General features: G+C 74.1%; 20 protein-coding genes. 12 read left to right on the forward strand and 8 right to left on the reverse strand.

Annotated elements, in window-relative coordinates; translation table 11 throughout:
* Positions 1-125 precede the first annotated feature (125 nt).
* The gene (locus tag ACFWJO_RS13750) at positions 126-1838 is read right to left on the reverse strand and encodes an alpha/beta fold hydrolase (protein ID WP_386864906.1); all 1713 of its coding nucleotides are present in this window, start codon (positions 1836-1838) and stop codon (positions 126-128) included.
* On the reverse strand, positions 1835-3253 hold the full coding sequence (locus ACFWJO_RS13755; protein ID WP_386864907.1) for an alpha/beta fold hydrolase: 1419 nt from the start codon (positions 3251-3253) through the stop codon (positions 1835-1837). The genes ACFWJO_RS13750 and ACFWJO_RS13755 overlap by 4 nt, the downstream gene beginning before the upstream one ends.
* 719 nt (positions 3254-3972) lie before the next feature.
* Here ACFWJO_RS13755 and ACFWJO_RS13760 point away from each other — a divergent pair.
* Entirely contained in the window at positions 3973-5232 is a 1260-nt protein-coding gene (locus tag ACFWJO_RS13760) for an extracellular solute-binding protein (RefSeq protein WP_386864908.1), read from the forward strand.
* 107 nt (positions 5233-5339) lie between these two features.
* Entirely contained in the window at positions 5340-7829 is a 2490-nt protein-coding gene (locus ACFWJO_RS13765; RefSeq protein WP_386864909.1) for a glycoside hydrolase family 9 protein, read from the forward strand.
* 152 nt (positions 7830-7981) lie between these two features.
* Here ACFWJO_RS13765 and ACFWJO_RS13770 read toward each other — a convergent pair whose 3' ends face one another.
* Both ACFWJO_RS13770 and ACFWJO_RS13775 read right to left on the reverse strand, forming a co-directional pair.
* Positions 7982-8467 carry a universal stress protein gene (locus tag ACFWJO_RS13770; protein WP_386864910.1) on the reverse strand — a complete coding sequence of 162 codons (486 nt, stop codon included), beginning with the start codon at positions 8465-8467 and terminating at the stop codon, positions 7982-7984.
* A gap of 3 nt (positions 8468-8470) precedes the next feature.
* Complete coding sequence (locus tag ACFWJO_RS13775) at positions 8471-9730, reverse strand: SLC13 family permease (RefSeq protein ID WP_386864940.1); 1260 nt, start codon at positions 9728-9730, stop codon at positions 8471-8473.
* 204 nt (positions 9731-9934) lie between these two features.
* On the opposite strand from ACFWJO_RS13775, the gene ACFWJO_RS13780 reads away from it, so the two are divergent.
* Entirely contained in the window at positions 9935-11260 is a 1326-nt protein-coding gene (locus ACFWJO_RS13780) for a cytochrome P450 (RefSeq protein WP_386864911.1), read from the forward strand.
* Positions 11261-11358: 98 nt separating this feature from the next.
* Here the strand turns inward: ACFWJO_RS13780 and ACFWJO_RS13785 are convergent, their stop codons facing one another.
* The 4 genes from ACFWJO_RS13785 to ACFWJO_RS13800 all read right to left on the reverse strand — a co-directional run bounded on the left by ACFWJO_RS13785 (position 11359) and on the right by ACFWJO_RS13800 (position 15479).
* Positions 11359-12435 (reverse strand): polyprenyl synthetase family protein, encoded by a 1077-nt coding sequence (locus ACFWJO_RS13785; protein WP_386864941.1) that lies wholly within the window; start codon positions 12433-12435, stop codon positions 11359-11361.
* Between the two features lie 47 nt (positions 12436-12482).
* Entirely contained in the window at positions 12483-13634 is a 1152-nt protein-coding gene (locus tag ACFWJO_RS13790; protein WP_386864912.1) for a tetratricopeptide repeat protein, read from the reverse strand.
* A gap of 217 nt (positions 13635-13851) precedes the next feature.
* On the reverse strand, positions 13852-14964 hold the full coding sequence (locus tag ACFWJO_RS13795; RefSeq protein WP_386864913.1) for a LacI family DNA-binding transcriptional regulator: 1113 nt from the start codon (positions 14962-14964) through the stop codon (positions 13852-13854).
* Positions 14965-15149: 185 nt separating this feature from the next.
* Complete coding sequence (locus ACFWJO_RS13800) at positions 15150-15479, reverse strand: L-rhamnose mutarotase (protein ID WP_386864914.1); 330 nt, start codon at positions 15477-15479, stop codon at positions 15150-15152.
* 150 nt (positions 15480-15629) lie between these two features.
* Here ACFWJO_RS13800 and rhaI point away from each other — a divergent pair, with 150 nt between their 5' ends.
* The 9 genes from rhaI to ACFWJO_RS13845 all read left to right on the forward strand — a co-directional run bounded on the left by rhaI (position 15630) and on the right by ACFWJO_RS13845 (position 26262).
* Positions 15630-16796, forward strand: a complete 1167-nt coding sequence (gene rhaI, locus ACFWJO_RS13805) for an L-rhamnose isomerase (RefSeq protein WP_386864915.1) — start codon at positions 15630-15632, stop codon at positions 16794-16796.
* A 97-nt stretch (positions 16797-16893) separates the two neighbouring features.
* Entirely contained in the window at positions 16894-18939 is a 2046-nt protein-coding gene (locus ACFWJO_RS13810; protein WP_386864916.1) for a bifunctional aldolase/short-chain dehydrogenase, read from the forward strand.
* The gene (locus ACFWJO_RS13815) at positions 18936-20444 is read left to right on the forward strand and encodes a rhamnulokinase family protein (RefSeq protein WP_386864917.1); all 1509 of its coding nucleotides are present in this window, start codon (positions 18936-18938) and stop codon (positions 20442-20444) included. Before ACFWJO_RS13810 ends, ACFWJO_RS13815 begins: the two co-directional genes overlap by 4 nt.
* On the forward strand, positions 20444-21175 hold the full coding sequence (locus ACFWJO_RS13820) for a (Fe-S)-binding protein (protein ID WP_386864918.1): 732 nt from the start codon (positions 20444-20446) through the stop codon (positions 21173-21175). The genes ACFWJO_RS13815 and ACFWJO_RS13820 overlap by 1 nt, the downstream gene beginning before the upstream one ends.
* Positions 21172-22590, forward strand: a complete 1419-nt coding sequence (locus tag ACFWJO_RS13825) for a lactate utilization protein B (RefSeq protein WP_386864919.1) — start codon at positions 21172-21174, stop codon at positions 22588-22590. The genes ACFWJO_RS13820 and ACFWJO_RS13825 overlap by 4 nt, the downstream gene beginning before the upstream one ends.
* Positions 22591-22676: 86 nt before the next feature.
* Entirely contained in the window at positions 22677-23318 is a 642-nt protein-coding gene (locus tag ACFWJO_RS13830; RefSeq protein ID WP_386864942.1) for a lactate utilization protein C, read from the forward strand.
* Between the two features lie 5 nt (positions 23319-23323).
* Positions 23324-24493 carry a Gfo/Idh/MocA family protein gene (locus ACFWJO_RS13835; RefSeq protein ID WP_386864920.1) on the forward strand — a complete coding sequence of 390 codons (1170 nt, stop codon included), beginning with the start codon at positions 23324-23326 and terminating at the stop codon, positions 24491-24493.
* Positions 24490-25401 (forward strand): PmoA family protein, encoded by a 912-nt coding sequence (locus ACFWJO_RS13840; protein WP_386864921.1) that lies wholly within the window; start codon positions 24490-24492, stop codon positions 25399-25401. Before ACFWJO_RS13835 ends, ACFWJO_RS13840 begins: the two co-directional genes overlap by 4 nt.
* A gap of 129 nt (positions 25402-25530) precedes the next feature.
* Positions 25531-26262, forward strand: a complete 732-nt coding sequence (locus tag ACFWJO_RS13845; RefSeq protein WP_386864922.1) for a rhamnogalacturonan acetylesterase — start codon at positions 25531-25533, stop codon at positions 26260-26262.
* Positions 26263-26285: the final 23 nt, after the last annotated feature.

The following is a 26285-nucleotide window of genomic DNA, read 5'->3' on the forward strand; positions in this document are numbered from 1 at the left end:
AAGAGAAAGACACCACAATCCCGTCTTCGACTTTCCTGTTGCCCGCGGGGAAGACCGAGGGGGTGTTTCGTGTCCCCCTTGGGGGGGAAGCCCGTCCCGGGCCGGTGCCGGGAGGGGTCGGGCGCCTACGGCGCGATCTCGAACGTGGGCGGCCTGAGCCCTGCGAGACAGCTGGTGTCCGGCGCGTTCGGACGGTCGAAGAACGAGACGGTCATCGTCTGCGCGCACTTCGAGTCGGCGAAGACCACGTGGGCCACGTAGGGGACCGTGACGGCGGTGGAGCGGCTCAGCGTACGGGCGGCGTACGGCCCGCTGCTCGGCGCGGTCTGGGCGTCGAAGCCGCCCGAGAGGACGAGGGTCGGGATGTCGCTGTACGTCCGCTGCCGGATCGAGGGGTCCGCCGGGGGAACGTCCCAGGCCCGGCAGTCCGCGTGCATCCAGCTGAGGAGCGGTGCGTTGGCCAGCACCGAGCGGGGGAAGGACGGGAACAGCCGCCGTCCGGCACGGATCACGTCGGCCTCGCTCTCGAACGGTGTCCACTCGCTGCAGAAGACGCCGAAGACGAGTCCGTGGGAGACCCTGCCGATGGCCTGCGGGCTGAGCTTGCCGCCCGCGTACTGCTCGGCGATCCGCCGGGGGTTGCCGTGGGCCAGTTCGTCGATGGAGCGGGGCACGCCGGCCGCGAGATGGCTGGCGAAGGTCAGCCAGTTCACCAGGAGTCCGCCGTCCAGGACGACCTTCACCGGCTCCGGGTGGCCCGGAACCGTGACGGTGGTGGTGACCGGCCGGGCCTCGAGTTCGACCACGAGGCGCTCGAAGGTGGCCTTGAGGTTCGGATAGCGGGTGTTGCAGGCGGGCTGTTGCTCGCACGCCCTGAAGATGCCGTCGAAGCCCTCCCGTGCCGCCTTCCAGGTCACGGCACCGCCGGCCAGGGACGGCGGCAGGACGCCGTCGATGCCGACCGACCGGATGCCCTCCGGGTGCAGACGCATGTACTGGAGTGCCAGATCGGTGCCGTACGAGATGCCGAACACGTTCCACTGCCTGATGCCGAGCGCCTTGCGCAGGGCGTCGTAGTCGGCGGAGCTCTCGGTGCCGTTGTACGCGCTGAGGTCGACGCCGCGGCTCACCAGCCGGTCGCGGCACTTGCGCGTCTCCTCGACGTGCAGGCGGCCGGTGGACGGCGCGCCGAAGACGAGGTCGAGGGACTCCGCGGCGAACTCGTCGATGTTCCGGCAGGTGAGCTCCGGGTCGGCCGAGTACGTCCCGCGCTGCGACATGAAGATGACGTCGCGGTCGCGGTTCAGACCGCCGGCGAGCGCCATCGGGATCTCGGAGACCGCGTCGTCGCCGGGCCCGCCGGCGAGCCACACGATCGGGTCGGGTGCCGGTCGGCTCGTGGCCGCGGGGATGATCGCGACCGCGAGGGTGATCGTGCGGCTCGGATGGTCCTTCCGCCCGTGCTGGTCGTCGCGGTCGTGACCGTGGGGCCAGTGGTGATCCACGGGAGCCTGGTGACCGTCGTGGCCCTGGTTTCCGTCGTGGCCCTGGTGACCGTCGTGCCGGGAACGCTTCTCCGGCACCGTGAGCGTGCCGCAGCGGGCGCGCTCCAGCGCGGGGATCGGGTCCGCCGTCCTCGGGCAGGGGCCGGGCTCGAAGCGGGCGCCGCTCGCCGTCCGGGCGACCGTGCCGAGCGGCGCTCCGCCGTCGGACCCGGCCTGTGCGGGCGTCGCGCCGAGGCCGGCGACGAGGACTCCGGCCGTGGCTCCGGCCAGGGTGGCCGCGAGCCGGCGCGACGCGCGCCGGGGGTGGGGGCGGGGTGGGCGAGGAGACGTCATGTTCTCTCCGGGTCTGGGGTGATGGTGAACGGTGCCGGCGCGAGTCCTGCCACGCAGCCGGTGTCGGGCGCGGTCGGGCGCGCCAGGAAGGAGGCGAGGACGCGTTGCGCGCAGGGCGACTGAGGAACCACGAAGTGGCCGATCCCGGGAATCAGCACGGCCGTCGAGCGGGGCAGGGTGCGGCCCGCGTACGGTCCCCAGCTCGCCCCGGTCTTCGCGTCGAACGTTCCGGTGATGATCAGCGTCGGCACCTTGCTGCGGGTCGGCACCCGCTGGATCGCGGTGCGGTCGGGGACGTTCCAGACGCGGCACAGGTCGTGCTCGAAGGGAAGCTGCGGTGCGTGGGCGAGCACCGTGTCCGGCCATCCGGGAAAGGCCCGGCGTCCCGCCTCCAGCAGGTCCGACTTGCCGTAGCCCGGCACCCATTCGGCGCAGGCCACCGAGTGCGTCAGGCCGTGGGCGAACTCGCCGATGGCGGGGGTGGCGCCGGCGGCCCGGATCCGCGCGAGGCGCTCGGGGTTGCCGCGGGCGAGTTCGTCGAGTGCCGCGGGGACGTCCGCGGCCGGCAGCGCACGGCCGTCGGCGACCAGCAGGTTCACCAGCGTGCCGCCGTCCAGGACGACCTTCACTGGATCTCCGCCCCCGGGCGGCCGCACGGTCAGGCGCAGCGGTTTCGCCTCGAGGCGGCGGACCTGCTCGGTCAGGGTGCGGTGGAGGTCCGGGTAGCGGCTCTTGCAGCGGGGCTGGGCCTCGCAGGCCGCGAAGATCGCGTCGATCCCCTCCCGCGCGCTGTCCCAGGTCCAGGGCAGGCTCACGATCTGTGGAGGCACCACGGAGTCGATCGTCAGCGAGCGGATTCCCCGGGGGTGCCGGCGCAGGTAGGTGAGGCCCAGGTCGGTGCCGTAGGAGTAGCCGTAGACGTTCCACTTCCTGATACCGAGTGCCTTGCGCAGGGCGTCGAAGTCGGCGGCGTTCTCCGTGGTGTTGTAGGCCCGCAGGTCGATGCCGTCGGCGGTGAGGCGGTCCCGGCACTCCTTGGCGGCGCGCACCAGCAGCCGTCCGGTCGAGGGCGCGTCGTAGGGCAGTCCGACGGCCTTCGCTTGGAAGCGGTCGATCTCCGGGCAGGCGAGGTGGGGCTGGGAGTAGGGCCCGCCGCGCTGGGTCATGACGATCAGGTCCCGGTCCTGGTTCACGCGGGAGGCGATCAGGAAGGGGATGGCGTCGATCGCGTCGCCGCCGGGGCCTCCTTCCATGAACACCACCGGATCGTCGGCCGGCTTCTTCGACACGGCCGGAACGATGACGACGGCCAGCCGGATGGTCCGCCCGCCGCGGTGGGCGCGGTTCTCCGGCACCTCCAGGACCCCGCACCGGCCGGGGACCGGCTCGGGCGCGTCCGGGCAGGGGCCGGGCACGAACCGCCCCGGAGCGCCCGGGTGGGGCCCGGTGCCGGGCGGTGACGCGGCCCCGGCCGGTGCCGGAGCGACGGCACCCAGGAAGGCGAGACCCGCCGCGGCGAGCGCCGCCCCGGTACGCGCGCCCCGGAGGCGTCGCCGCGCGTACCGGTGGTCCCCCCGCTTGCGTACGAACCTGCCGCTCCCCCGAACGGACGGCAGGCGGCCCGTTCTGATGCCGTGTTGCGTCATGTGAACCCGTCTCTCGCGCGTGGTTGAGCGTCCCGGCCGTCACGGCCGGGTGTGCCGTCCGGCTCCGCGCGGCATGGTCCGGGCGGGCGGGGACAAGGGTCAGCCTGCGTGCGATGCGGGAGGTCCACCACCGGTGAACTCCACTCGGAGCAGCGCCGTGGTCACTCTCCGTGTCCGCTTGGGTGCCGCCCCGGGCATGATCGGCGGGCCCCAGCCGTGGCCGTGCCGGAGTGGGCTCCGGTTCCGTCCCCGGGTCCTCCGTTTCGTCAATGTTCCTTTCCGAAGTCCTTTTGGACACGGTGGAGGGTTCTACGCGCGTCGGATTCGACGGCCCCATATCGGAAAACACCAAAGGGAATGACGCCAGTTGGAGCTACGACCACAAAAGCTCCGCGGGGGGCGCAATTACGGCCACCGCCGGGCGAGAATTTCGGACGCACTGTCCAAAAAGATCAAGAGGAAAATCCGTGCGACCGAGACTCTTCGGCATGACCGCCTCCGTGGCCGCGTTCGGACTGCTGGGCTCCTTCGTCACCGCCTGCGGTTCGCTGTCCGGGAGCGACGGGACGACGCTGCGCCTGGTGGCCCCCGAGTACGGCGACAGCCCGGCGACCAGCTCCAAGGCGTACTGGGACAAGCTGACCGCCGCCTTCACCGCCGCCCACCCCGGCACGAAGGTGGAGGTGACCCTCTACCCGTGGGCCGACGTCGACCGCGAGGTGACCCGGATGGTGGAGGAGGACGACGCCCCGGACGTGGCACTGATGGGTGCGTACTCCGACTTCGCCGCGCAGGGCCGCCTCTACGCCGCCAGCGAGGTGCTGTCGATCAGGACGGAGGCGAACTTCCTGCCGCCGCTCGCGGAGGCGGGCTCGGTCGACAACACCCTCTACGGCCTGCCCTTCGTCGCCAGCAGCCGGCTGCTCTTCTACAACCAGGAGCTGTTCGAGAAGGCCGGAGCGGAGCCGCCGAAGACCTGGTCGGACCTGCGGGACGCGGCGGAGGCGCTGAAGGAGGAGGACGTGCCCTATCCGTACGCCCTGCCCCTCGGCCCCGAGGAGGCGCACGCCGAGGCCCTGATCTGGGAGCTGAGCAACGGCGGCGGCTACACCGACAACAACGGCCGGTACAACATCGCGTCCGAACGGAACGCGCAGACGTTCCGCTGGATCAAGGACAACCTGGTCGCCCCCGCCCTGACCGGCCCGGTCCCGCCGGCGCAGCTCAACCGGCAGGACGCCTTCGCCGCCTTCCTGCGCGGTGACGTCGGCATGCTCAACGGCTATCCGTCGCTCCTCCACCAGGCAAGGGCGAAGGGCATGAAGGTCGGCACGCTGCGGATGCCGGTGTCGGACACGCTGGGCAAGGAGAAGACCCCGCCGGCGGCCGGCGTCGCCGACTGGATGATGGCCTTCAGGCACGAGGGCAATCGCGAACTGGTGGGCTCGTTCCTGAACTTCGTCTACGAGGACAAGAACCTCAACGAGTTCGCCGGGCGGTACCAGCTGCTGCCGTCGACGGTGACCGCCACCCAGGCGTCCCAGGGCGCGGCGGCGGACCCGAGCACCGAGCAGTTCCTGACCGCGCTGCGCACCGCCGAGCTCTACCCGGTCAACGAACCGTCCTGGCTGCAGGTCAGCAACACCATCAAGCGGAACATCGGCAAGGCCGTGGCGCCGTCCGCGGACCCGAGGGCCGTGCTGGAGCAGATCGCCCAGCAGGCCCGGGACGCGGCCCAGCAGAGGTAGGGACATCCCCTTCCGTCCTTCCCGCATCTTGACGTCACCGCTACCGGATGCGCCATGGTGGTGGGAGCGCTCCCAATCCTCTGCCCCCACCCGAGGAAGGCCCTCACGTGCCCCCTGTCCTCTCCGTCCGTCGGCTGCCACGTCGCGCGGCCGCGGCGCTCACCGGCCTCGCCCTGGCCGCCGGCAGCCTGACCGTCGGCGCGTTCACGGCGGACTCCGCCCGCGCCGCGACGGCGGGCGCCCTCGCGGCGCCCGCCGACTACCCCGTCCGGGTCAACCAGCTCGGCTACCTGCCCGACGGCCCGAAGCGGGCCACCGTGGTCAGCTCCGCGACCACGCCGCTCGCCTGGCAGCTGCTCGACGCCTCCGGTGCGCAGGTCGCGTCGGGCAGCACCGCCGTGCACGGCGCCGACCAGGCGTCCGGCCAGGCCACGCACCTGGTGGACTTCGGCACGTACACCGGCACCGGCACGGGTTTCACCCTCGTCGCCGGCGGCCGGTCCAGCCATCCCTTCGACATCTCCGCCTCGCTGTACGACGGCCTGCGCGCCGACAGCATGTCGTTCTTCCACCAGCAGCGCAGCGGGATCGCGATCGACGCGGCGCTGACGGGCAGCGCGTACGCGCGTCCCGCCGGGCACCTGGGCGTGGCACCGAACAAGGGCGACACCAGCGTGCCCTGCCAGGCCGGGGTGTGCGACTACCGGGTGGACGTACGCGGCGGCTGGTACGACGCGGGCGACCAGGGCAAGTACGTGGTCAACGGCGGCATCGCGACCTGGCAGGTCGTCAACTCCTTCGAGCGGGCGCGGCGCTCGGGCGGTGACGCCGCGCTCGGCGACTCGACGCTCCGGATTCCGGAGCGCGGCAACGGGATGCCGGACGTGCTCGACGAGGCCCGCTGGGAGCTGGAGTTCCTGATGCGGATGCAGGTCCCGGCGGGCCGGCCGTCGGCCGGCATGGCCTTCCACAAGGTGCACGACGCGGAGTGGACGGCGCTGCCGACGCGGCCCGAACTCGACGACAAGCAGCGCGAGCTCCACCGGCCCTCGACCGCCGCCACGCTGAACCTGGCGGCCACGGCCGCGCAGTGCGCCCGGGTGTACGCCCCGTACGACGCGGCCTTCGCGAGCCGGTGCCTGGCCGCGGCGCGCACCGCCTGGACGGCCGCCAGGGCCAACCCGGGCGTGCTCGCCCCGGCGACCGACAACACGGGCGGCGGCGCGTACGAGGACGCCGACGTCTCGGACGAGTTCTACTGGGCCGCGGCCGAACTCCTCGCCACCACCGGCGAGGCGCAGTACCGCGACGCCGTGACCTCCTCGCCTCATCACGGCAAGCCCGCCGACGGGTTCTGGTGGGGCGGCACGGCGACGCTGGGCCGCATCACCCTCGCCACCGTCCCCGGCGTGGCCCTGCCCGCCGACGACCTGGCCCGGATGCGCGGACTGCTGACCGCCGCCGCCGACGGCCACCTCTCCACCATGGCGGGCCAGGGCTACGGGGTGCCGATCCCAGCCACCGGTTACGTGTGGGGCTCCAACAGCGCCGTCGCCAACAACGCGATGGTGCTGGCCGTCGCGTACGAGCTGACGGGTGCCCAGCGCTACCGGGCGGGCGCCCTGGAGTCCCTGGACTACCTGCTGGGCCGCAACGCCCTGGACCGCTCGTACGTCACGGGCTACGGCGAGCGGGCCTCCGAGAACCAGCACCACCGGTTCTGGGCGCACCAGAACGACGCCTCGCTGCCGCACCCGCCGGCCGGTTCCTTCGCCGGCGGGCCGAACGCGGGGCTCGAGGACCCGGTGGCCAAGGAGCAGCTGTCGGGCTGCGCGCCGGCGGCCTGCTACGTGGACGACATCGGTTCGTACTCCACGAACGAGGTGGCGATCAACTGGAACGCCCCGCTGGCGTGGCTGGCGGCCTTCGCGGCGGAGCGGCGCGGCGCACCGGCCGTGCCCGCCGTGCAGGTGACCCCGGCGGCCGTGACGGTCGCCGAGGGCGGCTCGGCGACGGTGGGCGTACGGCTCTCGGCCGCGCCGCCGCAGAACGTCACCGTGACGGTGGCCCGGGCCTCCGGCGACCCGGACCTGTCCGTCACGGCGGGGGCGACGCTGGTGTTCACGCCGGCCGACTGGGCGACGGCACGGCAGGTCTCGGTGAGCGCGGCGCAGGACACGGACGCGCTGGCGGGCAGCGCCGCCTTCACGGTCGGCGGGACCGGCGTGCAGCCGGCGACGTTCACGGCGACCGAGGCGGACGACGACGCGGCGCCGCCTTCGGCGTCCTGCGCGGTCGAGTACCGGGTGGACAACGCGTGGGGCAACGGCTTCACGGCGACCGTGACCGTGAAGAACACCGGGGCGGCGCCGATCTCCGGCTGGACGCTCGGCTGGGCTTTCGCGGGCGACCAGCGGATCGGCAGCGCCTGGAACGCGACGGTGAGCCAGTCGGGCACCACGGTGTCCGCCCGGGACGCCGGCTGGAACGGCACCCTGGCGCCCGGCGCCCAGGCGAGCTTCGGGTTCCAGGCGACGTACTCGGGTACGAACGCGTCCCCGTCGCGGTTCACGCTGAACGGCGCGGTCTGCTCCTGAGCGGCGCGGACGCCCGGGCCGCATGAGGAAAGGGCCCGCCCTGCATGCGAGGGCGGGCCCTTCGGCCGGGGGGGGACGGGTGGCGTGCGGTGCGGCCGGGACGGTCCGCTTCGACTGGTTCGCCTACGAGCCGGGGTCGTCCTCCTGACGGATCACCCGGTCGGCGGTGGCGGAAGCGTGGCCAGGCCGGGGGACGGTTCCGGCCACACCAGCAGGACCGGGCAGGGCGCGTGGTCGACGACGAAACGGGCGGCCGGGCCCAGGCTGTGCGGGCCGAGGTGCGTGCGGTCGCCGTCGCGGGCGAGGACGAGGAGCTCGGCGCCCTCGGTGGCGGCGACGACCTCGCGTTCGACGCGGCCGGTCCGTTCCACGGAGGTGCTGGGGCGACCGAGGCGCTCGGCGGCGGACCGCAGGAGCCGTTCGGCCGACGCCGTGGCGAGGCCCTCCATGCGGGTGCCGGGGTCGCGCTCCGGGTGGCCGCGCCCGAGCAGTCCGGCGAACGCGCCGTGCGCCGCACCGGGCACTTCGGTCGGGCTGACGTGGAGCAGGACGATCTCGGCGTCCGCCGGGGCGTGGGCGCGCGCGGCGTCCACGCAGGCGGGCCAGGTGCCCTCCACGATCCAGACGACCACGGCCATGGCTCAGCCTCCTCCGATGACGGCCAGCGAGGCCCACAGCGCGACCACCGCGACGCCGAGGCTCATCGGTACGGTGTACACCCCGAGCCGGGTGAACTCCTTCAGATCGACCTCGGTGTCGTGGGAGTGCACGATACGCCGCCACAGCAGGGTGGCCAGCGAGCCGGCGTACGTGAGGTTGGGGCCGATGTTGACCCCGAGCAGCACCGCGAGCACCGCGCCCGGGCCGGAGGGCACCGTCAGCGGCAGCAGCACCAGCACCGCGGGCAGGTTGTTGATGAGGTTGGCCAGGAGCGCGGCCAGCGCGGCGAGGGCCAGCAGCACCGGCAGGGAGTCGCCCTCCGGGATGACGTGTCCCAGGGCCCCGTCGAGGCCGTTGTCCACCACGGCCCTGACCACGATCCCGAGGGACAGGACGAAGGCGAGGAACGGTACCGACGCCGACCGCAGCAGGGCCACGGGGGTCACCCGGCGCCGCAGAAGGGCGCGTACGGCGAGCACGAGCGCCCCCGCGAACGCGATCCACGCCGGGTCGACGCCGACCGCGGAGGACACGGCGAACCCGACCAGGGTGCAGCCGACCGTCACCAGCGCGAACAGCGGCGTCTCGGAGGCCTCGGTGGCCGGCGGGGCGTGTGCCCCGGCGTCCAGGTCGGTGGCGAAGAAGCGGCGGAAGACCAGGTACTCCACCGCGATCGCGGCCAGCCACGGCAGCGCCATCAGGGCGGCGAACCGGGTGAAGCTCAGCCCGCTGACCGTGAAGGCCAGCAGGTTGGTCAGGTTGGACACCGGCAGCAGCAGGGAGGCGGTGTTGGACAGGTGCGTGCAGGCGTAGACGTGCGGCTTGGGGCGCACGCCGAGCCGCGCGGCGGTGGCGAAGACCACCGGGGTGAGCAGCACGACCGTGGCGTCCAGGCTCAGGACGGCCGTGATCGCGGACGCCGCGAGGAACACCTGGGTGAGCAGCCGGCGCGGCCGGCCCGCGGCCCGGCGTGCCATCCACGCGCCGCAGGCCCGGAACAGGCCCTCGTCGTCGCAGAGCTGAGCCAGCACCAGTACGGCCGCCAGGAAGCCGACCACCGGGCCGAGCCGCTCGGCCTCGGCCAGCGCGTCGTCCGGGGAGACCGCGCCGGTGACCAACACGAGCCCTGCCGCGGGGACCGCGACGACGGCCTCCGACCAGCCGAAGGGCCTGATGACCGCGCAGGCCAGCACGAGGGCGAGCAGCGTGACGGACAACGCCTCGGCGAGCGGGGTGTTCAGGGCGGGTCCTTCCACGTGACGACCGATTTGCGGCTTGTGAACCGGGCAGACCCTATCCCAGGTGCCCCGGCGCGTCGGACGGGGCCCGCCCGGACGGGCGCGGGTCCGGTGCCGCGACGGCCCGGCCGCGGCCGGGCCGTCCGCGGGTGATCCCCCGCACACACCGGCCGGTACGCGCCCGTTCGCGTGCTAGCGTCCGCCGGCGTGACCTCCGCCCTCGACACCGCCGCGTCCCGCCCGGACACGGCCGGCACCTGCCCGTACGCGCACCGGGCGACCCCGCAGGACCCCCTCGGTCTGCTCGACCTGTTCGACGAGGGCTTCGTCCGCGACCCGTACCCGTGGCTGGACCGTCTCCGGTCCGAAGCTCCGGTCCACCGCGACGACGCCACGGGCCTGTGGCTGGTCAGCCGGTACGAGGACGTCCGCCGCGTACTGCTCGATCCGGACGCCTTCCGGCCGGACAACGCCCAGCACGCGGTGACGCCGCTGGGCGTTCCGGTGCTCCGGGTGCTCGCCCGTGCGGGATTCCGGCTGCGTCCCGCACTCGCCAACAACGCGTCCGGGAGCCACGCGGGCCTGCGGCGCGTCGTCATGCGCTTCTTCAACGCCCAGCGGGTGGCGGCGGCGGTCCCGGTGATCGAGCGGGTCGCCGACGAGCTGCTCGACATGGTGCGGGCGGAGCTCGACGCGACGGGCCGGAGCGACCTCTTCTCCGCCTTCGCGCACACGCTGCCCTGCCGGGTGATGACGGAACTCCTCGGCATCGAGGGCCTTGACACGGCGACCCTGGTGCGGTGGAGCGACGCCTCGCTCGAGCTGTTCTGGGGACGGCCTTCGCCCGAGCGCCGGCTCGAACTGGCCGTGCTCGTCGGCGAGTTCCACCAGTGGCTGACGGACCTCGTGAACGACCCCGCGGCGCCGGCGGACAGCTTCGTCGGGGCGCTGGTCCGCCACCGGCTGCCCGACGGGACCCTGCTCGACCCGGAGACGGCGGTCGGCGCGTGCTTCTTCGTCTTCATCGCCGGGCAGTCCACGACGGGACAGCTCATCTCCACCGTCCTGCGCCGTGCGCTGGCCGAGCCCGGGCTGTGGCCGCGCCCCGCCCACGACGAGGCCTTCGCCGCGGCGTGGGTCGAGGAGGTGCTGCGGCGCGAGCCGCCCGTCACCTCGTGGCGCCGGGTCACCGCCCGGCCGGTGGAGCTGGGCGGTGTGCGCCTCCCCGCCGGCGCCGAGCTGCTGCTGATGCTCATGGGCAGCGGCTCGGACCCGGAGGTCTTCGAGGCCCCCGGGCAGATGCTTCCCGGCCGAGCCAACATCCGCCACCACCTCGCCTTCGGCGTGGGTCGCCACCGCTGCCCGGGCGCGGCCCTGGCGCGTACGGAGGCGGCGGTGGCGCTGCGCGCGGCCGCCCGCCGGCTGCCCGCCGTCCGGCTCGCCCCCGACGCGGCGGAGGCACCCACGCTCGGTCTGCTGTCCTTCCGCGCTCCGCTGCGGGTCCCGGTCGTCGAGCCGTCACCGGCGGGGTGACCGGCGGGGGCCAGGCCGTCTCTTCCTGATCCCGGCCGGGTCCGCGACGCCCGGCACGGCCGGTCCGGCCCGATCCGAGAGAGACGGCCTGGCGGTGATCACCGCGTCCGGTCGAGCACGTACGTGAACAGGCCGTCCAGGCGCCGTGCGGCCGTGGGCGTGAGCGACGCGTCGCGCAGCGCGCGGCGGGCGGTGTCCAGCTGCCGGCGCGCCTCCTCGCGGGCCGCGGTCCGCCCGCCCGCCTCCTCCACCAGTGCCGCGACGCGTGCGGCGGCCTCGTGGCCGAGCGGCCGGGGCGGGTCGAGCAGCGCCGCGAGTTCGCGGGCGGCCCCGCCCGCGCCGGACAGCGCGGCGAGCATCGGGTACGTCTTCTTTCCCCTGCGCAGGTCGGCGTGGACGGGTTTGCCGGTCACGGCGGGGTCGCCCCAGATGCCGAGCATGTCGTCCACCGCCTGGAAGGCGAGGCCCAGGTGGCGGCCGGCCCGTTCGAGCGTGGTCACGGTCGTGCCGGGGGCCCCGCCGAGGACCGCGCCGAGCGCGAGGGCGCAGCCCAGCAGGGCGCCGGTCTTGTGCTCGGCCATCGACCGGTACTCCTCGGGTGCGACGGCGCCGGGGCCGCACCACGGACGGTCCTCGAAGGACAGGTCCTGGGCCTGCCCGGACACCAGGGCGTTCAGGGTCCGGCACAGGCACCGGACCGCGGACGCCGCGTGCGGGCCCGCGGTCTCGGCCAGGGTGGTCACGGCCCGGGCGAGGAGCGCGTCGCCGGCGAGGACCGCCGGGCCCGTCCCGTAGGCCTTCCACACCGCCGGGCGCTGCCGGCGCAGGGCGTCGCCGTCCATGATGTCGTCGTGCAGGAGCGAGAAGGTGTGCACGAGTTCGACGGCCACGGCGCCGGGGACGGCGTCCGCGCCGTCCGCCCCGACCCCCTCGGCGCCGAGCAGGACGAGCGCCTGGCGCACTCCCTTGCCCTCGGTCGCGCCGGGATCCGGCGTCCCGGCCGGGTCGGACCAGCCCAGCGCGTACGCCGCCATCTCCCCGGTCCACGGCTGGAGGCGGCCCACCGCCTCCACCAGCGCGGGCCGGACCAGGGCACGGCAGCGCTCCAGGACGCGGACCGGCGCGTCGTCATGTTCGGGACGGTGCTCACGAGTAGGACGCGCCGGGGGCGGCACCGCGGCGCCCGGCGAGTACGCCGGCGTCAGCGGCGTCGGGACGGCGCTCACCGCAGGCCCGCCACGTCGGCGGCACGAAGGGCGTCCGCCCCGACCGCCGGCAGCACCGGCCTCGCGGCGCCCGGTTCGTGGCCGCCGTGGTCCGGCAGGGGTCCGACGCCGAGCTCGGCCGCGGCCTTGTCCACCATGTCCCGGGCGTGCCGCAGCCCTATGCGGTCCAGCGTGGACCGCAGTTCGGCCAGTTCCGCGGCGGTGTGCGCGGCGTCGCGTCCCAGGCGGGCGGAGGCCTTGACGAGGCCGAGGCGCGACAGCGCCGTCCCGCGCGGCTCGTCCATGTCGCGGAACTCCTCGAGCGCCCGCGCGTACAGCTCACGGGCCTGCTCGTACCGGCCCGCCCGGTACAGCACGTTGCCGCGCATCTTGTGGTTGTAGGCGAGCGCGCTGGACAGCCGCATCTCCCGGCAGGCCTCCTCGGCCAGGGAGAGCAGGGACAGGGCGCGCTCGGTGTCCCCGTCGCGTACGGACACCACGTCCGCTATGCCGCGCAGCGCCCAGGCCCAGCCACGCCGGTCCTCGGCGCGGGACGCCGTCTCGGCCGCCTCCTCGAACAGGGCCAGGGCCTCGTCGTACTCGCCGGTGTTGCGGTGCATCTGCGCGATGCCCTCCAGCGCCCACACCGTGTGCCGGGCCTCGCCGCGGCGGCGGGCCTCGGCGAGGAGCTGCTCGTGCAGCCTCCGCACCGCCGCGTAGTCGCCCTGGATGCGCCCGGTCTCGGCGAGTCCGGCCAGCGAGTAGCCGCGCACGACGACGTCACCGCTCCGCTCGCCCGCCTCGGCCGCCAGCCGCAGCAGCCGGTACGCCAGCCGGAACGCACCGCGCTGCCGGGCCAGCGTGCCGCCGCTCCACAGCGCCCACGCCATGGCGCCCTCGTGGCCGGCCGCACGCGCCGCCCGGTAGCTCGCCTTCCACGCCCGGTCGGCCTCCTCGATCCGGCCGAGCCTGCGGCAGGCCTCCGCCACGGCCAGCCCGCAGCGCGCCTCCTCCCGCCGGTCCCCCGCCCGCTCCGCCGCCCGGAGCTCCTCGATGCCCCGGGCCAGCACCTCGGGCAGGGAGGCGTTCACCGACAGCGACTCGAGAGCCCCCTGGTACTCCGGCGCCGACGCCTTCGCCCGCCTCGTTTCCCGCACCTGACCTGCCATCACACCCTCCTCGGGTCGACTCGACGATCAAGTCGACACGAGGACCAAGACGGCGGCCGCGGGCCGGGGTTCCGTTCCGGGCGAGAAGTCAGTCTCCGTACGGGCACGGGGTCATACTCAAGTGCTACGCGGCCGTCGGGGTCTCCTCAGCCAGATGTACACCGGGCCCCGGACCGGCCGGTCCGGCTCGCCCTGTCCGGCTCCGTCGCGGCGGCGCTCAGCGGGGAGTGAGGCTCGAACGGCGGACGACCAGCTCCGGCTGGAGCACCAGGTGCTCGTGACGGTGGTCCTCCGCCTGGTCGCCGGTCTCCTCCAGGAGCAGCTCGGCGGCTCGCGCGCCCAGGGTGACGGCCGGCTGCCGCACGGAGGTCAGGGGTACGGTGGCGGCCGCCGCGAACTCGATGTCGTCGTAGCCGACGATCGCCATGTCGTCCGGGACCCGCACGCCGGCCGTGTAGAGGGCCTGGAGGACGCCGAGGGCCAGCAGGTCGTTGGCGCAGAAGACGGCGGTGGGGCGGTCGGGGAGGCCGAGCAGGCGGGAGCCCGCGTCGCGTCCCGAGGCGACGTCGAGGCGTTCGACCGAGATCTCCCGGAGGGCCGAGGCGGGCAGCCCGGCCTCGGCGAGCGCGAGCAGGGCTCCCTCGCGCCGGTCGCCCACCTGCTGGAGGTGGGACGGCCCGCTGACGTACGCGAAGGTGCGGTGGCCCGTCGCGGTGAGGTGACGGATCGCCAGGGAGCCGCCCACGACGTCGTCGACGGAGACCGAGCAGCCCGCGCCCGCGCCCGCGCCCGCGCCTGCGCCCGCTCCCGTGCCGTCGCCGTCGCCGGATACCTCGGCCTCCGGGCCGCCCTCCGGCTCGCCCTCTCCGGCGACGCGGTCCACGAGCACGTACGGGATGCCGTGGCGGCGGAACTCGCGCAGGTTCGCCCCGCTGGGGTCGGCGGGGGTGACGAGGACGCCGCGGACGCGCTGCTCGGCGAAGAGCGCGAGGTAGTCGGCCTCGGCCTCGGCGCTCTGGTCGCTGTTGCAGACCATGACGCCCAGGCCGGCCGCCCGGGCCGTGCGTTCGGCGCCCCGCGCGATGTCCACGAAGAACGGGTTGCCCATGTCGAGGACGAGCAGCGCCATGATCCGGCTGCGGCCGGCCCGCAGCTGCCGGGCGGACTCGCTGCGCACGTAGCCGAGGCGCTCGATGACCCCGCGCACGTGCTGGAGGGTCGCGGGCGAGACCCGGTCCGGCTGGTTGATGACGTTGGACACGGTGCCGACGGAGACGCCCGCCTCGCGTGCCACGTCCTTGATGCCGACCGTCCGCGCGGTGCCCGCCATCCGTCCCACCTGGTCCGTTCCTGCCCGTCCCGCCCCGCCCGTACGAGGTCCGTCGCCTCGTGTTTCATCCTATGCGGACCCGTTCGGGGCCCCTCTCGGCCGACGCCTCCCGGCCGACCCCGTCGGAACCCGTGCGATCCCGCCGGTCCCGCCGGTCTCGCTGGTCCCGCCGGTCCCGTCCGAGGTCAGTCGAGGTGGAAGACCTCGGTCAGCGGGCGCATGGCGGCGTCGGGCGCCCGTCCGTCCAGGTCCTCGAAGAACTCCGCCATCCCGGCCTGCCAGCGGGCGTTGACCTCCGTGGCCTCCATCGCGGCGCGCGAGCGCTCGAAGTCCTCGGTCTCCAGGTAGCCGACGAGGAGGCCGTCCTCCCGCAGGAACAGGGAGTAGTTGCGCCAGCCCGCCTCCGTGAGGGCCGTGCGCATGTCGTCCCAGACGTGCTCGTGGCGCCGCCGGTACTCCTCGGCGCGGTCGGCCCGCACCTTCAGCAGGAAGCAGACCCGCCGTGCGTCCGCCATCCGACCCTCCTCGGCTGAAATGTTTCATTGAGAGGACCACGACGCTAGGGCGCGCGCCTTTTCAAGGTCAAGAGTCTTGACGGCACTCAGGCCGCTGGCTAGCTTCCCTGGTGCAGTGAATCGATTCATTAACGAGGCTCCGAGGTGGACATGCCCGACATCGCCGCGGTGAAGGCCGCACTCGCCGCCCAGCGGATCGAAACTCCCTCGTGGGGCTACGGGAACTCCGGCACCCGGTTCAAGGTGTTCGCCCAGCCGGGCGTGCCGCGCGACCCGTACGAGAAGCTGGACGACGCGGCCGAGGTGCACACGTACACGGGCGTCGCACCCCGGGTCGCGCTGCACATCCCGTGGGACCGCGTCGACGACTACGCCGTCCTCTCCTCGTACGCCCGGGAGCGCGGCCTCGAGCTCGGCGCGATCAACTCCAACACCTTCCAGGACGACGCCTACCGGCTCGGCAGCGTCTGCCACCCGGACGCGGCCGTGCGGCGCCGGGCCGTGGACCATCTCCTCGACTGCGTCGACATCATGGACGCCACCGGCTCGGCGGACCTGAAGCTGTGGTTCGCCGACGGCACCAACTACCCCGGCCAGGACGACGTCGTGGCCCGGCAGGAGCGGCTGGCGGAGAGCCTGGCCGAGGTGTACGGGCGCCTCGGCGAGGGGCAGCGGATGCTGCTGGAGTACAAGCTGTTCGAGCCGTCCTTCTACACGACCGACGTGCCCGACTGGGGCACCGCCTACGTGCACTGCCTCAGACTCGGCCCCCGGGCCCGGGTGGTCGTCGACACCGGCCACCACGCGCCCGGCACCAACATCGAGTTCATCGTCGCCCTGCTCCTGCGGGAAGGGCGGCTCGGCGGCTTCGACTTCAACTCGCGCTTCTACGCGGACGACGACCTGATGGCCGGCGCCGCCGACCCCTTCCAGCTCTTCCGGATCATGTACGAGGTCGTACGGGGCGGCGGCCTCGCGGACTCCGCGGGCGTCGCCTTCATGCTCGACCAGTGCCACAACATCGAGGCGAAGGTCCCGGCGGTGATCCGCTCGGTGCTCAACGTCCAGGAGGCCACCGCGAAGGCGCTGCTCGTCGACCGCGAGGCGCTCGCGGCCGCGCAGCGGGACGGGGACGTGCTCGCCGCCAACGCGGTGCTCATGGACGCCTTCCACACCGACGTGCGCCCGATGCTGCGCGACCTGCGCGAGGAGCAGGGCCTCGATCCGGACCCGGTCGCCGCCTACCTCCGCTCCGGACGGCAGGAGCGGATCGCCGCCGAGCGGGTGGGCGGCGCGCAGGCCGGCTGGGGCGCGTGAAGCCCGTAGGGGGTGTCTCGCCGCCCCGATCCGCCGGACGGGGCCGAGGCCCCGCCCGGTCCCGCACTCCTTCGCCCTCGCATCCCTAAGGAACGTCATGGCCTCCGCCACTCCCCCCGAAGTCGCCGCACTCCTGGAACGCGCCCACCGCCTCGGCGCGGATCCCCGCACCACCAACTACGCGGGCGGCAACGCCTCCGCCAAGGGTGTCGTCACCGACCCCGTGACGGGCGGCGAGACGACGCTCATGTGGGTCAAGGGCTCCGGCGGCGACCTGGGCACCCTCACCGAGGAAGGGCTCGCGGTCCTGCGCCTCGACCGGCTCCGCGCGCTCACCGCGGTCTACCCGGGCGTCGAGCGCGAGGACGAGATGGTCGCCGCCTTCGACCACTGCCTGTACGGCAAGGGCGGCGCCGCGCCCTCCATCGACACCGCCATGCACGGCCTGGTGGACGCGGCGCACGTCGACCACCTCCACCCGGACGCCGGCATCGCCCTGGCCTGCGCCGCGGACGGCGAGAAGCTGACGGCCGACTGCTTCGGCGACACCGTCGTGTGGGTGCCCTGGCGCCGCCCCGGCTTCCAGCTCGGCCTGGACATCGCGGCCGTGCAGGCGGCGAACCCACGGGCGATCGGCTGCGTCCTCGGCGGTCACGGGATCACCGTCTGGGGCGGGACCTCCGAGGAGTGCGAGCGCAACGCGCTGCACGTCATCCGCACCGCCGAGGCCTTCCTCGCCGAGCGCGGCCGGCCGGAGCCCTTCGGGCCGGTCGTCGAGGGGTACGCGGCGCTGCCGGCCGCCGAACGCCGGGAGCGGGCCGCCGCCCTCGCCCCGTACGTGCGGGCACTGGCGTCCCAGGACCATCCGCAGGTCGGGCACTTCACCGACAGCGACGTCGTCCTCGACTTCGTCTCGCGCGCCGAACACCCCCGGCTCGCGGCCCTCGGCACCTCCTGTCCCGACCACTTCCTGCGGACCAAGGTGCGGCCGCTCGTCCTGGACCTGCCCGCGGACGCGCCGCTGCCGGACGCCGTCGCCCGGCTGCGGGAGCTGCACGCCGCTTACCGGGAGGAGTACACGGCGTACTACGCGCGGCACGCGACGGCCGGCTCGCCCCCGATGCGCGGCGCGGACCCGGCGATCGTGCTGGTGCCCGGGGTCGGCATGTTCTCCTTCGGCCGGGACAAGCAGACCGCGCGGGTCGCGGGCGAGTTCTACGTCAACGCGATCAACGTGATGCGCGGGGCGGAGGCGGTCTCCTCGTACGCGCCGATCGACGAGGCGGAGAAGTTCCGCATCGAGTACTGGGACCTGGAGGAGGCGAAGCTGCGGCGGATGCCGGCGCCCAAGCCGCTCGCGGCCCGGATCGCGCTGGTGACCGGCGCGGGCAGCGGGATCGGGCGGGCGATCGCGCACCGGCTGGCCGCCGAGGGCGCCTGTGTGGTCGTCGCCGACGTGGACGGCGGGAAGGCGGCCGCGGTGGCCGGGGAACTCGGCGGTCCCGACCGGGCGGTGGCGGTCACCGTGGACGTCACCTCCGAGGAGGCGATCGTCGCGGCGTTCCGGGACGCGCTGCTCGCCTTCGGCGGGGTGGACCTGGTCGTCAACAACGCGGGCCTCTCGATCTCCAAGCCCCTCCTGGAGACCACGGCGCGGGACTGGGACCTCCAGCACGACGTCATGGCGCGCGGTTCCTTCCTGGTCTCCCGCGAGGCGGCGCGGGTGATGACCGCGCAGGGCCTCGGCGGCGACATCGTGTACATCGTCTCGAAGAACGCGGTCTTCGCCGGTCCGGACAACATCGCCTACTCCGCGACGAAGGCCGACCAGGCCCACCAGGTCCGACTTCTCGCCGCCGAGCTGGGCGAGCACGGGATCCGCGTCAACGGCGTCAACCCGGACGGCGTGGTGCGCGGCTCGGGCATCTTCGCGGGCGGCTGGGGCGCGCAGCGGGCGGCCACGTACGGGGTCGCGGAGGAGGAGCTGGGGGCGTTCTACGCCCGGCGGACGCTGCTCAAGCGGGAGGTGCTTCCGGAGCACGTGGCGGCCGCCGTCTTCGCGCTGACCGGTGGCGACCTCACGCACACCACCGGGCTGCTCGTGCCGGTCGACGCCGGCGTCGCCGCCGCGTTCCTGCGATGAGCGGGGCCGTGGACGTCCGCCGCGAGGGCGTGTTCGCCGCCGCCGATCTCGGCGCCACCAGCGGCCGGGTGATGCTGGGCCGGGTCGCGCCGGGCGCACTCGGCCTGGAAGAGGTCCACCGCTTTCCCAACTCACCGGTCCGGCTGCCCGACGGCGGTCTGCGCTGGGACGCCCTCGCGCTCTTCCAGGGCGTCCTTGACGGGCTGCGGTCGGCGGCGCGGGCGGCGGCGGGGCAGGTCGACTCGGTCGGCGTGGACGGCTGGGCGGTGGACTACGGGCTCCTGGACGCGGACGGCGAGCTGCTCGGCGCCCCGTACCACTACCGCGACGGGCGGACCGACGGCGTCGCCGCGGAGGTGTGGGAGCGGGTCGGAGGTCCGGGCGAGCTGTTCCGGGTCACGGGTCTCCAGCACCTGCCCTTCAACACCGTCTTCCAGCTCGCCGCGGCCGACGGCTCCGCACAGCTCGCCGCCGCCCACCGCCTGCTGCTCGTCCCGGACCTGATGGTGCGCTGGCTGACCGGTTCGGTCGGCGCCGAGGAGACGAACGCGTCCACCACGGGGCTCTTCGACGCCCGCGCGGGGACCTGGTCGCAGGCGCTGCTCCGGCGGCTCGGGCTCGAACCCGGACTGCTGCCGCCGCTGCGCGCGCCGGGCGACCCGGCCGGCCGGATCCTGCCGTACGTTTCCGCGTACACCGGCCTCGACGCCGCGACGCCGGTCACGACGGTCGCCTCCCACGACACCGCGTCGGCCGTCGCGGCCGTACCCGCCACGGCGCCGGACTTCGCGTACATCTCGTGCGGCACCTGGTCGCTGGCCGGTCTCGAACTGCCGGCCCCGGTGCTGACGGAGGAGGCCAGGGCCGCGAACTTCACCAACGAACGGGGCGTCGACGGCACGATCCGGTTCCTGCGGAACACCATGGGCCTGTGGCTGTGGGAGGAGTGCCGCAGGACCTGGGCGGCACGAGGGCGGCCCGCCGCGCACGAGGACCTGCTGGCCGAGGCCGAACGGGCCGAGCCGTTCGTCTCGTTCGTGGACACGGACGCGCCGGAGTTCCTGCCGCCCGGCGACATGCCGGGCCGGATCCGGGCGTACTGCCGCCGGACCGGTCAGCCGGTGCCGGAGGACCGCGGCGCGGTGCTCCGGTGCGTCCTGGAGAGCCTGGCCCTCGCCCACCGGCGCACGCTGCGCGAGGCCGCCGCCCTGGCGGGCCGGGACATCGGCCGGATCCATCTGGTGGGCGGCGCGGCCCGCAACCGGCTGCTGTGCCGGCTCACCGCGGACGCGACCGGTCTGCCCGTCGTGGCGGGGCCCGTCGAGGCCGCCGCCCTGGGCAACGTCCTGGTCCAGGCCCGGGCGGCGGGGCTGGTCGGCGACCTGCCGTCGATGCGGGCACTCGTCGCGCGGACCCAGCCCCTGGAACACTACGCACCGGAAGGCGACGGCGCGGTCTGGGACCGGGCCGCCGCCCGGCTCGAACCGTCTCCGAGGAACCACTGATGCGTGTCGCTCTCTTCGTCACCTGCCTCAACGACGCCGTCTTCCCGGCGACGGCGGTGGCCACGGTCCGGCTGCTCGAACGCCTGGGCGTGCGGGTGGACTTTCCCGCCGCCCAGACCTGCTGCGGCCAGCCGCAGTTCAACACGGGATACCGGGCGCTGGCCGCTCCCCTGGTGCGGCGCACGGTGCGCGCCTTCGAGGGGTACGACCACGTCGTGACGCCGTCCGGATCGTGCGCGGCCATGGTGCGGACGCACTACGGGCGGTTCGGCCCGCAGGCGGCCGAACTGGGCCCGCGGACGTACGAGCTGACGGAGTTCCTGGTCGACGTGCTGGGCGTCACCGACGTCGGCGCGTACTTCCCGCACAAGGTGACCTACCACCCGTCCTGTCACGGGCTGCGCCTGCTCGGGCTCGGCGACCGGCCGCGCCGGCTTCTGGAAGCGGTGAAGGGCCTGGAACTCGTCGAACTGCCCGGGGCGGAGGAGTGCTGCGGCTTCGGCGGCACCTTCGCGGTCAAGAACCCGGACGTGTCGGCGGCGATGGGCGCCGACAAGATCCGCAGCGCCGTGTCGACCGGGGCCCGGGTGCTGTGCGGGGCCGACAGCTCCTGTCTGATGCACCTGGGCGGGCTGCTGAGACGGCGGTCGGCGCCCCTGCGGGAGCTGCACCTGGCGGAGATCCTCGCCAGCACGGAAGAGGAGCCCTGGCGAGAGGAGTCGGGACGATGAGCGGGGTCTTCGTCGGCATGCCGGCGTTCCCGGAGGCGGCACGGTCGGCCGTGGGCGACGCGACGCTGCGGTCGAACCTGCGGCACGCCACCCACACGATCCGCGACAAGCGGGCGCGCGCCGTCGCCGAGCTCGACGACTGGGCCGACCTGCGCGAGGCCGGCCGGCGGATCAAGGACCACACCCTTCGCCACCTCGACCGCCATCTGCTCCAGCTGGAGGAGGCGGTGACCGCCGCGGGCGGCACGGTGCACTGGGCGGCGGACGCCGACGAGGCCAACCGGATCGTCGCCGGCCTGGTCAGGGCGACCGGCGAGACGGAGGTGGTCAAGGTCAAGTCGATGGCCACGCAGGAGATCGGTCTCAACGAGGCCCTGGCGGCCGAGGGCATCCGCGCCTACGAGACCGACCTCGCCGAGCTCATCGTGCAGCTCGGCGACGACCGGCCCTCGCACATCCTGGTCCCCGCGATCCACCGCAACCGGGGCGAGATCCGCGACGTCTTCCGCTCGGAGATGGCGGCGTGGGGCCGCCCGGCTCCGGACGACCTCACCGACACACCCGCCGAACTCGCCGAGGCGGCCCGCCTCCACCTCCGGGAGAAGTTCCTGCGCGCGAAGGTCGGCATCTCGGGCGCCAACTTCATGGTCGCCGAGACCGGCACGCTCGTCGTCGTCGAGTCCGAGGGCAACGGACGGATGTGCCTCACCCTCCCCGAGACGCTGATCTCGGTCGTCGGCATCGAAAAGGTCGTGCCCACCTGGCGGGACCTGGAGGTCTTCCTGCAGACCCTGCCCCGCTCCTCGACCGCAGAACGGATGAACCCCTACACCTCCATGTGGACCGGCACGACCGACGACGACGGGCCGCGGACCTTCCACCTCGTCCTGCTGGACGCCGGCCGCACCGACGTCCTCGCCGACGAGGTCGGCCGCCAGGCGCTGCGCTGCATCCGCTGCTCCGCCTGCCTCAACGTGTGCCCCGTCTACGAGCGGGCCGGCGGCCACGCCTACGGCTCCGTCTATCCCGGACCGATCGGCGCGATCCTCACGCCCCAGCTGCGCGGTACGGCGAGCGAGATCGACGCCTCGCTGCCCTACGCCTCCTCTCTCTGCGGAGCGTGTTACGAGGTCTGCCCCGTCGCCATCGACATCCCCGAGGTCCTCGTCCACCTCCGCGAACGCGTCGCCGAGCGGGGCGGCCCCGGCCACCGCCGCGAGCGGGCGGCGATGAAGGCGGCCGGCTGGGTCCTCGACCACCCGTCGGTCCTCGCCGCCGGCGAGCGGCTGGCCGCCCGCACCCGCGCTCTCCACCCGAAGAACCCGCCGGGCGCACGCGCCTGGACCGAGACCCGCGACCTGCCCGAGCTCCCCGCGGAGCCGTTCCGCGACTGGTGGAGGAAGAACCGCACATGACCACCCCGCCTCCCTCGTCTCCGTCATCTCCGTCATCTACGTCATCTGCTGCGTCTGCTGCGTCCTCCTCTTCCCGTGAGCGTGTCCTGGCCCGGATCCGTGCCGCCGTCGCCGGCGCCGGCGCCGGCGAGGCACCGGACGTGCCCCGCGACTACCTCACGCGCCACGTCCCGGACGACCCCGCGGCCCTGCTCGACCTGCTCCACGAGAACCTCGCCGACTACCGCGCCCAGGTGCACCGGACCACGGAAGCCGGGCTCCCGGAGCTGATCGGCCGGGTGCTCGGCCGGCGCGGCGCCCGCAGCGTCGCCGTGCCGGCCGGGCTGCCCGGGCAGTGGCTGGCCGCCACGGCCGTCGAGCGGCGGTACGACGAGCCCCGGCTCGGTCCGTACGAGCTCGACGCCACCGACGCCGTCGTCACCGGCTGCGCGCTGGCGATCGCCGAGACGGGCACGATCGTGCTCGACGGCGGCCCCGGGCAGGGGCGGCGGGCACTCACCCTCGTGCCGGACCTCCACGTGTGCGTCGTACGGGCGCCGGAGCAGGTGGTGGCCTCGGTGCCGCTCGCGCTGCCCCGCCTCGATCCGACGCGCCCGCTCACCTGGATCTCCGGACCTTCGGCGACGAGCGACATCGAGCTTGACCGGGTCGAGGGGGTCCACGGCCCCCGCACCCTCGAGGTGATCCTCGTGACGGGACGGGCGACCGACGACGAACGGAAGGGATGAAGCCCTTGCATCCGATACGCGCACACGAACCCCTGCCCGTCGTCCTCGCGGGGGCGCGCGGCCACGGTCGCAGTCATCTGCTCAACATCCACCGGCTCGAAGGGCTCGGTCTCGTCCGCCTCGCCGGGGTGTGCGAGCTGCGTCCGCTCGACGCGGCCGAGCTGGACGGCATCGGAAGTCCCGCCCAGTCCGCGGACTTCGACGCGTTGCTGGCCTCCACCGGTGCCCGGATCGTCGTGCTCAGCACTCCGATCCAGACCCATGCCGACATGGCCCTCACCGCCGCCCGGCACGGTGCGCACGTCCTCCTGGAGAAGCCGCCCGTGCCGTCGTACGCCGAGTTCCGCCGGCTGGTCGACGGGCTGGGCGCCGTCGGCGCCGCGTGCCAGATCGGCTTCCAGTCGCTCGGTTCGCACGCCGTGCCCGCGATCCGCCGGATGGTCGAGGAGGGCGTGATCGGCGAGCTCGTCGGGGTCGGCGCGGCCGGGGCCTGGGTCCGCGACGAGGCCTACTTCCGGCGCGCGCCGTGGGCGGGCCGCCGTCGGCTGGACGGTGCCGACGTCGTCGACGGGGCGCTCACCAACCCGCTCGCCCACGCGGTCGCGACCGCGCTCGCCCTCGCGGGCGCCGACCGGAGCGAGGACGTCGAGCGGGTGGAGACCGAACTCCTGCGGGCGAACGCCGTCGAGTCCGACGACACCTCGGCCGTGCGGATCACGACCACGGCCGGCCCCCGGGTCACCGTGGCGGCGACGCTCTGCGCCGAGCGGCCGGCGGAGCCGTACGTCGTCGTGCACGGCACCCGCGGCCGCATCACCTTCCGGTACCTGCGGGACCGGGTCGTCGTGCGACGGGACGGGCGGGAGCCGGTGGAGACCGCGTACGGACGCACCGACCTCCTGGAGAACCTGGTCGCGCACGTCACCGGTGACGAGCCGCTGTGGGTGCCGCCGGAGGCGACCGGAGCCTTCATGCGGGTCGTCGAGGCGGTGCGCACCGCCCCGGATCCCACCGAACTTCCCCCGGAGCTCTGGCACTTCGAGCCCGGTGAGAGCGCGCGACGCAGGGTCGTCGACGGGATCGACGCCCTGGTCGACGCGAGCGCCGACTCCCTGCGCCTCTATTCCGAACTGGGTGCCCCCTGGGCCCCTCGGCTCCGGACGGTGGCGGGGTGACGTCCTCGGGCGCCGTCGCCGTCCTGCGCTGCGCCGGGCGGAGCGTCGCCCGCTACCTCACGCGCCCCGCGCTGGCCCCCGGACACGCGCCGCGGCCGTATCTGCACCCCGTGACCACGCCGGCCGGGCGGACCGTGACCGAGGCGCTGCCGGCGGACCATCCGCACCATCTCGGCGCCGGTGTCGCCGTCCCCGACGTCGCCGTGGTGGCAGACACCTCGGTGACCGGTGGCGCCGGAGACGATCCGGCCGGCCGGGATCCGGCCTCGTACGACTTCTGGGGCGGGCCGTCCTTCGTCCGCGGCCGGGGCTACGTCGAGCTCGGCCGCCACGGCGTCCAGCGGCACGACGGCTTCAAGCTCTGCGACCCGGACGGCTTCGTGGCGGAGCTGAGCTGGACGGCGGCCGGCGAGCGATGGCTCCGCGAGTACCGGACGGTGGCGGCCACGTGCCTCACCGGTTCGGCGTGGGCGCTCGACCTCACCTTCTCGCTCACCAACGTCTCGGGGCGCGGCCTGTCGCTCGGCAGCCCCGCCACGAACGGCCGCCCGGGTGCCGCGTACGGCGGCTTCTTCTGGCGCGCGCCCAAGGAGGCATCGGCCCCGGTGGCGTTCGGTCCGGCGGGCGACGGCGAGGAGGCCCTGCACGGTGCCCGTGCCGACTGGGTGGCCCTCGCGGGCGCGGGCTGGACGCTGGTGTTCGCCGGGGCCACCGAGGAGACCCGGCGTGATCCGTGGTTCGTGCGGGCCGCCGAGTACCCGGCCGTCGGCTCGTCCCTCGCCCATGACGCCAGGCTCGCCCTGGGGGCCGGCGAGAGCGTCGTACGGCGGGTGGTGACCGTCGTCGCCGACGGCCGGCTCGGCCGGGAGGAGGCGGCGGCCCTCGTCCGCAAGGCGGTGACGGCGTGACGACGTGACCGCTTGACGACGTGACCGCGTGACAACGTGACCGCTTGGCGACGTGACTGCTCGACGACGTGACCGCGTGATGCCGGACACGACCCCGTACCCATTCCCTCCTGACAGAAGAGAGTGACGATGTCCGTCCGTGACGCCGAAGTCCCGCGCCCCCGTGCCCTGTTCATCGCCGGGGACTCCACCGCCTCGCAGAAGTACGCCGACGCGGCCCCGGAGACCGGCTGGGGCATGGCACTGCCGTTCTTCCTGGACGGGAGCACGGAGGTCGTCAACCACGCGGTCAACGGGCGCAGCACGCGGACCTTCCTCGACGAGGGCCGGTTCGACGCGATCCTCGCGGCGGTCCGCCCGGGCGACCTGCTCCTCGTCCAGTTCGGCCACAACGACCAGTCCGACGACCCGAACCGGCAGACGGATCCCTGGAGCGTGTACCAGGACAACCTGCGGGCGTACGTGGAGGGGGCGAGGTCCCGGGACGCGGTGCCGGTCCTCGCCACCTCCGTGGAGCGGCGGCAGTTCGACGCGTCCGGCACCGCGCTGCGCACGCTCGGGGCCTATCCGGAGGCGATGCGCGAGGTGGCGAAGGAGACGGGCGTTCCGCTGCTCGACATCGAGGACGCGTCGCTGGCCCTCTGGCAGGAGCTCGGCCCCGAGGCCACCAAGGAGTACTTCCACTGGACCGCGACGGCGCGGGACAACACGCACTTCAACCCGCCGGGCGCGATCGCGGTGGCCCGGCTCGTCGCGCGGGCGCTGCTCCGCGCGGAGCTGCTCGCACCCGGCGAGGTGCGCCGCCTGGACGACGCGGTCCCCGCCGGCTGGATCACCTGGCCGGAGGCCGAGGAGGTCTGACGTGCGGACGGGAGGTCACCTGG

The sequence above is a fragment of the Streptomyces sp. NPDC127092 genome (genome assembly GCF_042722475.1).
Taxonomy (GTDB): Bacteria; Actinomycetota; Actinomycetes; order Streptomycetales; family Streptomycetaceae; genus Streptomyces.

What these genes read in the sequence shown, in the direction of transcription:
- ACFWJO_RS13770 (WP_386864910.1), bottom strand. Translation starts at nt 8,467, where the DNA reads ATGGCCGTGGTCGTCTGGATCGTGGAGGGCACCTGGCCCGCCTGCGTG.
- ACFWJO_RS13815 (WP_386864917.1), top strand. Translation starts at nt 18,936, where the DNA reads ATGAGCGGGGCCGTGGACGTCCGCCGCGAGGGCGTGTTCGCCGCCGCC.
- ACFWJO_RS13795 (WP_386864913.1), bottom strand. Translation starts at nt 14,964, where the DNA reads ATGGCGGGCACCGCGCGGACGGTCGGCATCAAGGACGTGGCACGCGAG.
- ACFWJO_RS13820 (WP_386864918.1), top strand. Translation starts at nt 20,444, where the DNA reads ATGCGTGTCGCTCTCTTCGTCACCTGCCTCAACGACGCCGTCTTCCCG.
- ACFWJO_RS13790 (WP_386864912.1), bottom strand. Translation starts at nt 13,634, where the DNA reads ATGGCAGGTCAGGTGCGGGAAACGAGGCGGGCGAAGGCGTCGGCGCCG.
- ACFWJO_RS13750 (WP_386864906.1), bottom strand. Translation starts at nt 1,838, where the DNA reads ATGACGTCTCCTCGCCCACCCCGCCCCCACCCCCGGCGCGCGTCGCGC.
- rhaI (WP_386864915.1), top strand. Translation starts at nt 15,630, where the DNA reads ATGCCCGACATCGCCGCGGTGAAGGCCGCACTCGCCGCCCAGCGGATC.
- ACFWJO_RS13800 (WP_386864914.1), bottom strand. Translation starts at nt 15,479, where the DNA reads ATGGCGGACGCACGGCGGGTCTGCTTCCTGCTGAAGGTGCGGGCCGAC.
- ACFWJO_RS13810 (WP_386864916.1), top strand. Translation starts at nt 16,894, where the DNA reads ATGGCCTCCGCCACTCCCCCCGAAGTCGCCGCACTCCTGGAACGCGCC.
- ACFWJO_RS13825 (WP_386864919.1), top strand. Translation starts at nt 21,172, where the DNA reads ATGAGCGGGGTCTTCGTCGGCATGCCGGCGTTCCCGGAGGCGGCACGG.
- ACFWJO_RS13845 (WP_386864922.1), top strand. Translation starts at nt 25,531, where the DNA reads ATGTCCGTCCGTGACGCCGAAGTCCCGCGCCCCCGTGCCCTGTTCATC.
- ACFWJO_RS13760 (WP_386864908.1), top strand. Translation starts at nt 3,973, where the DNA reads ATGACCGCCTCCGTGGCCGCGTTCGGACTGCTGGGCTCCTTCGTCACC.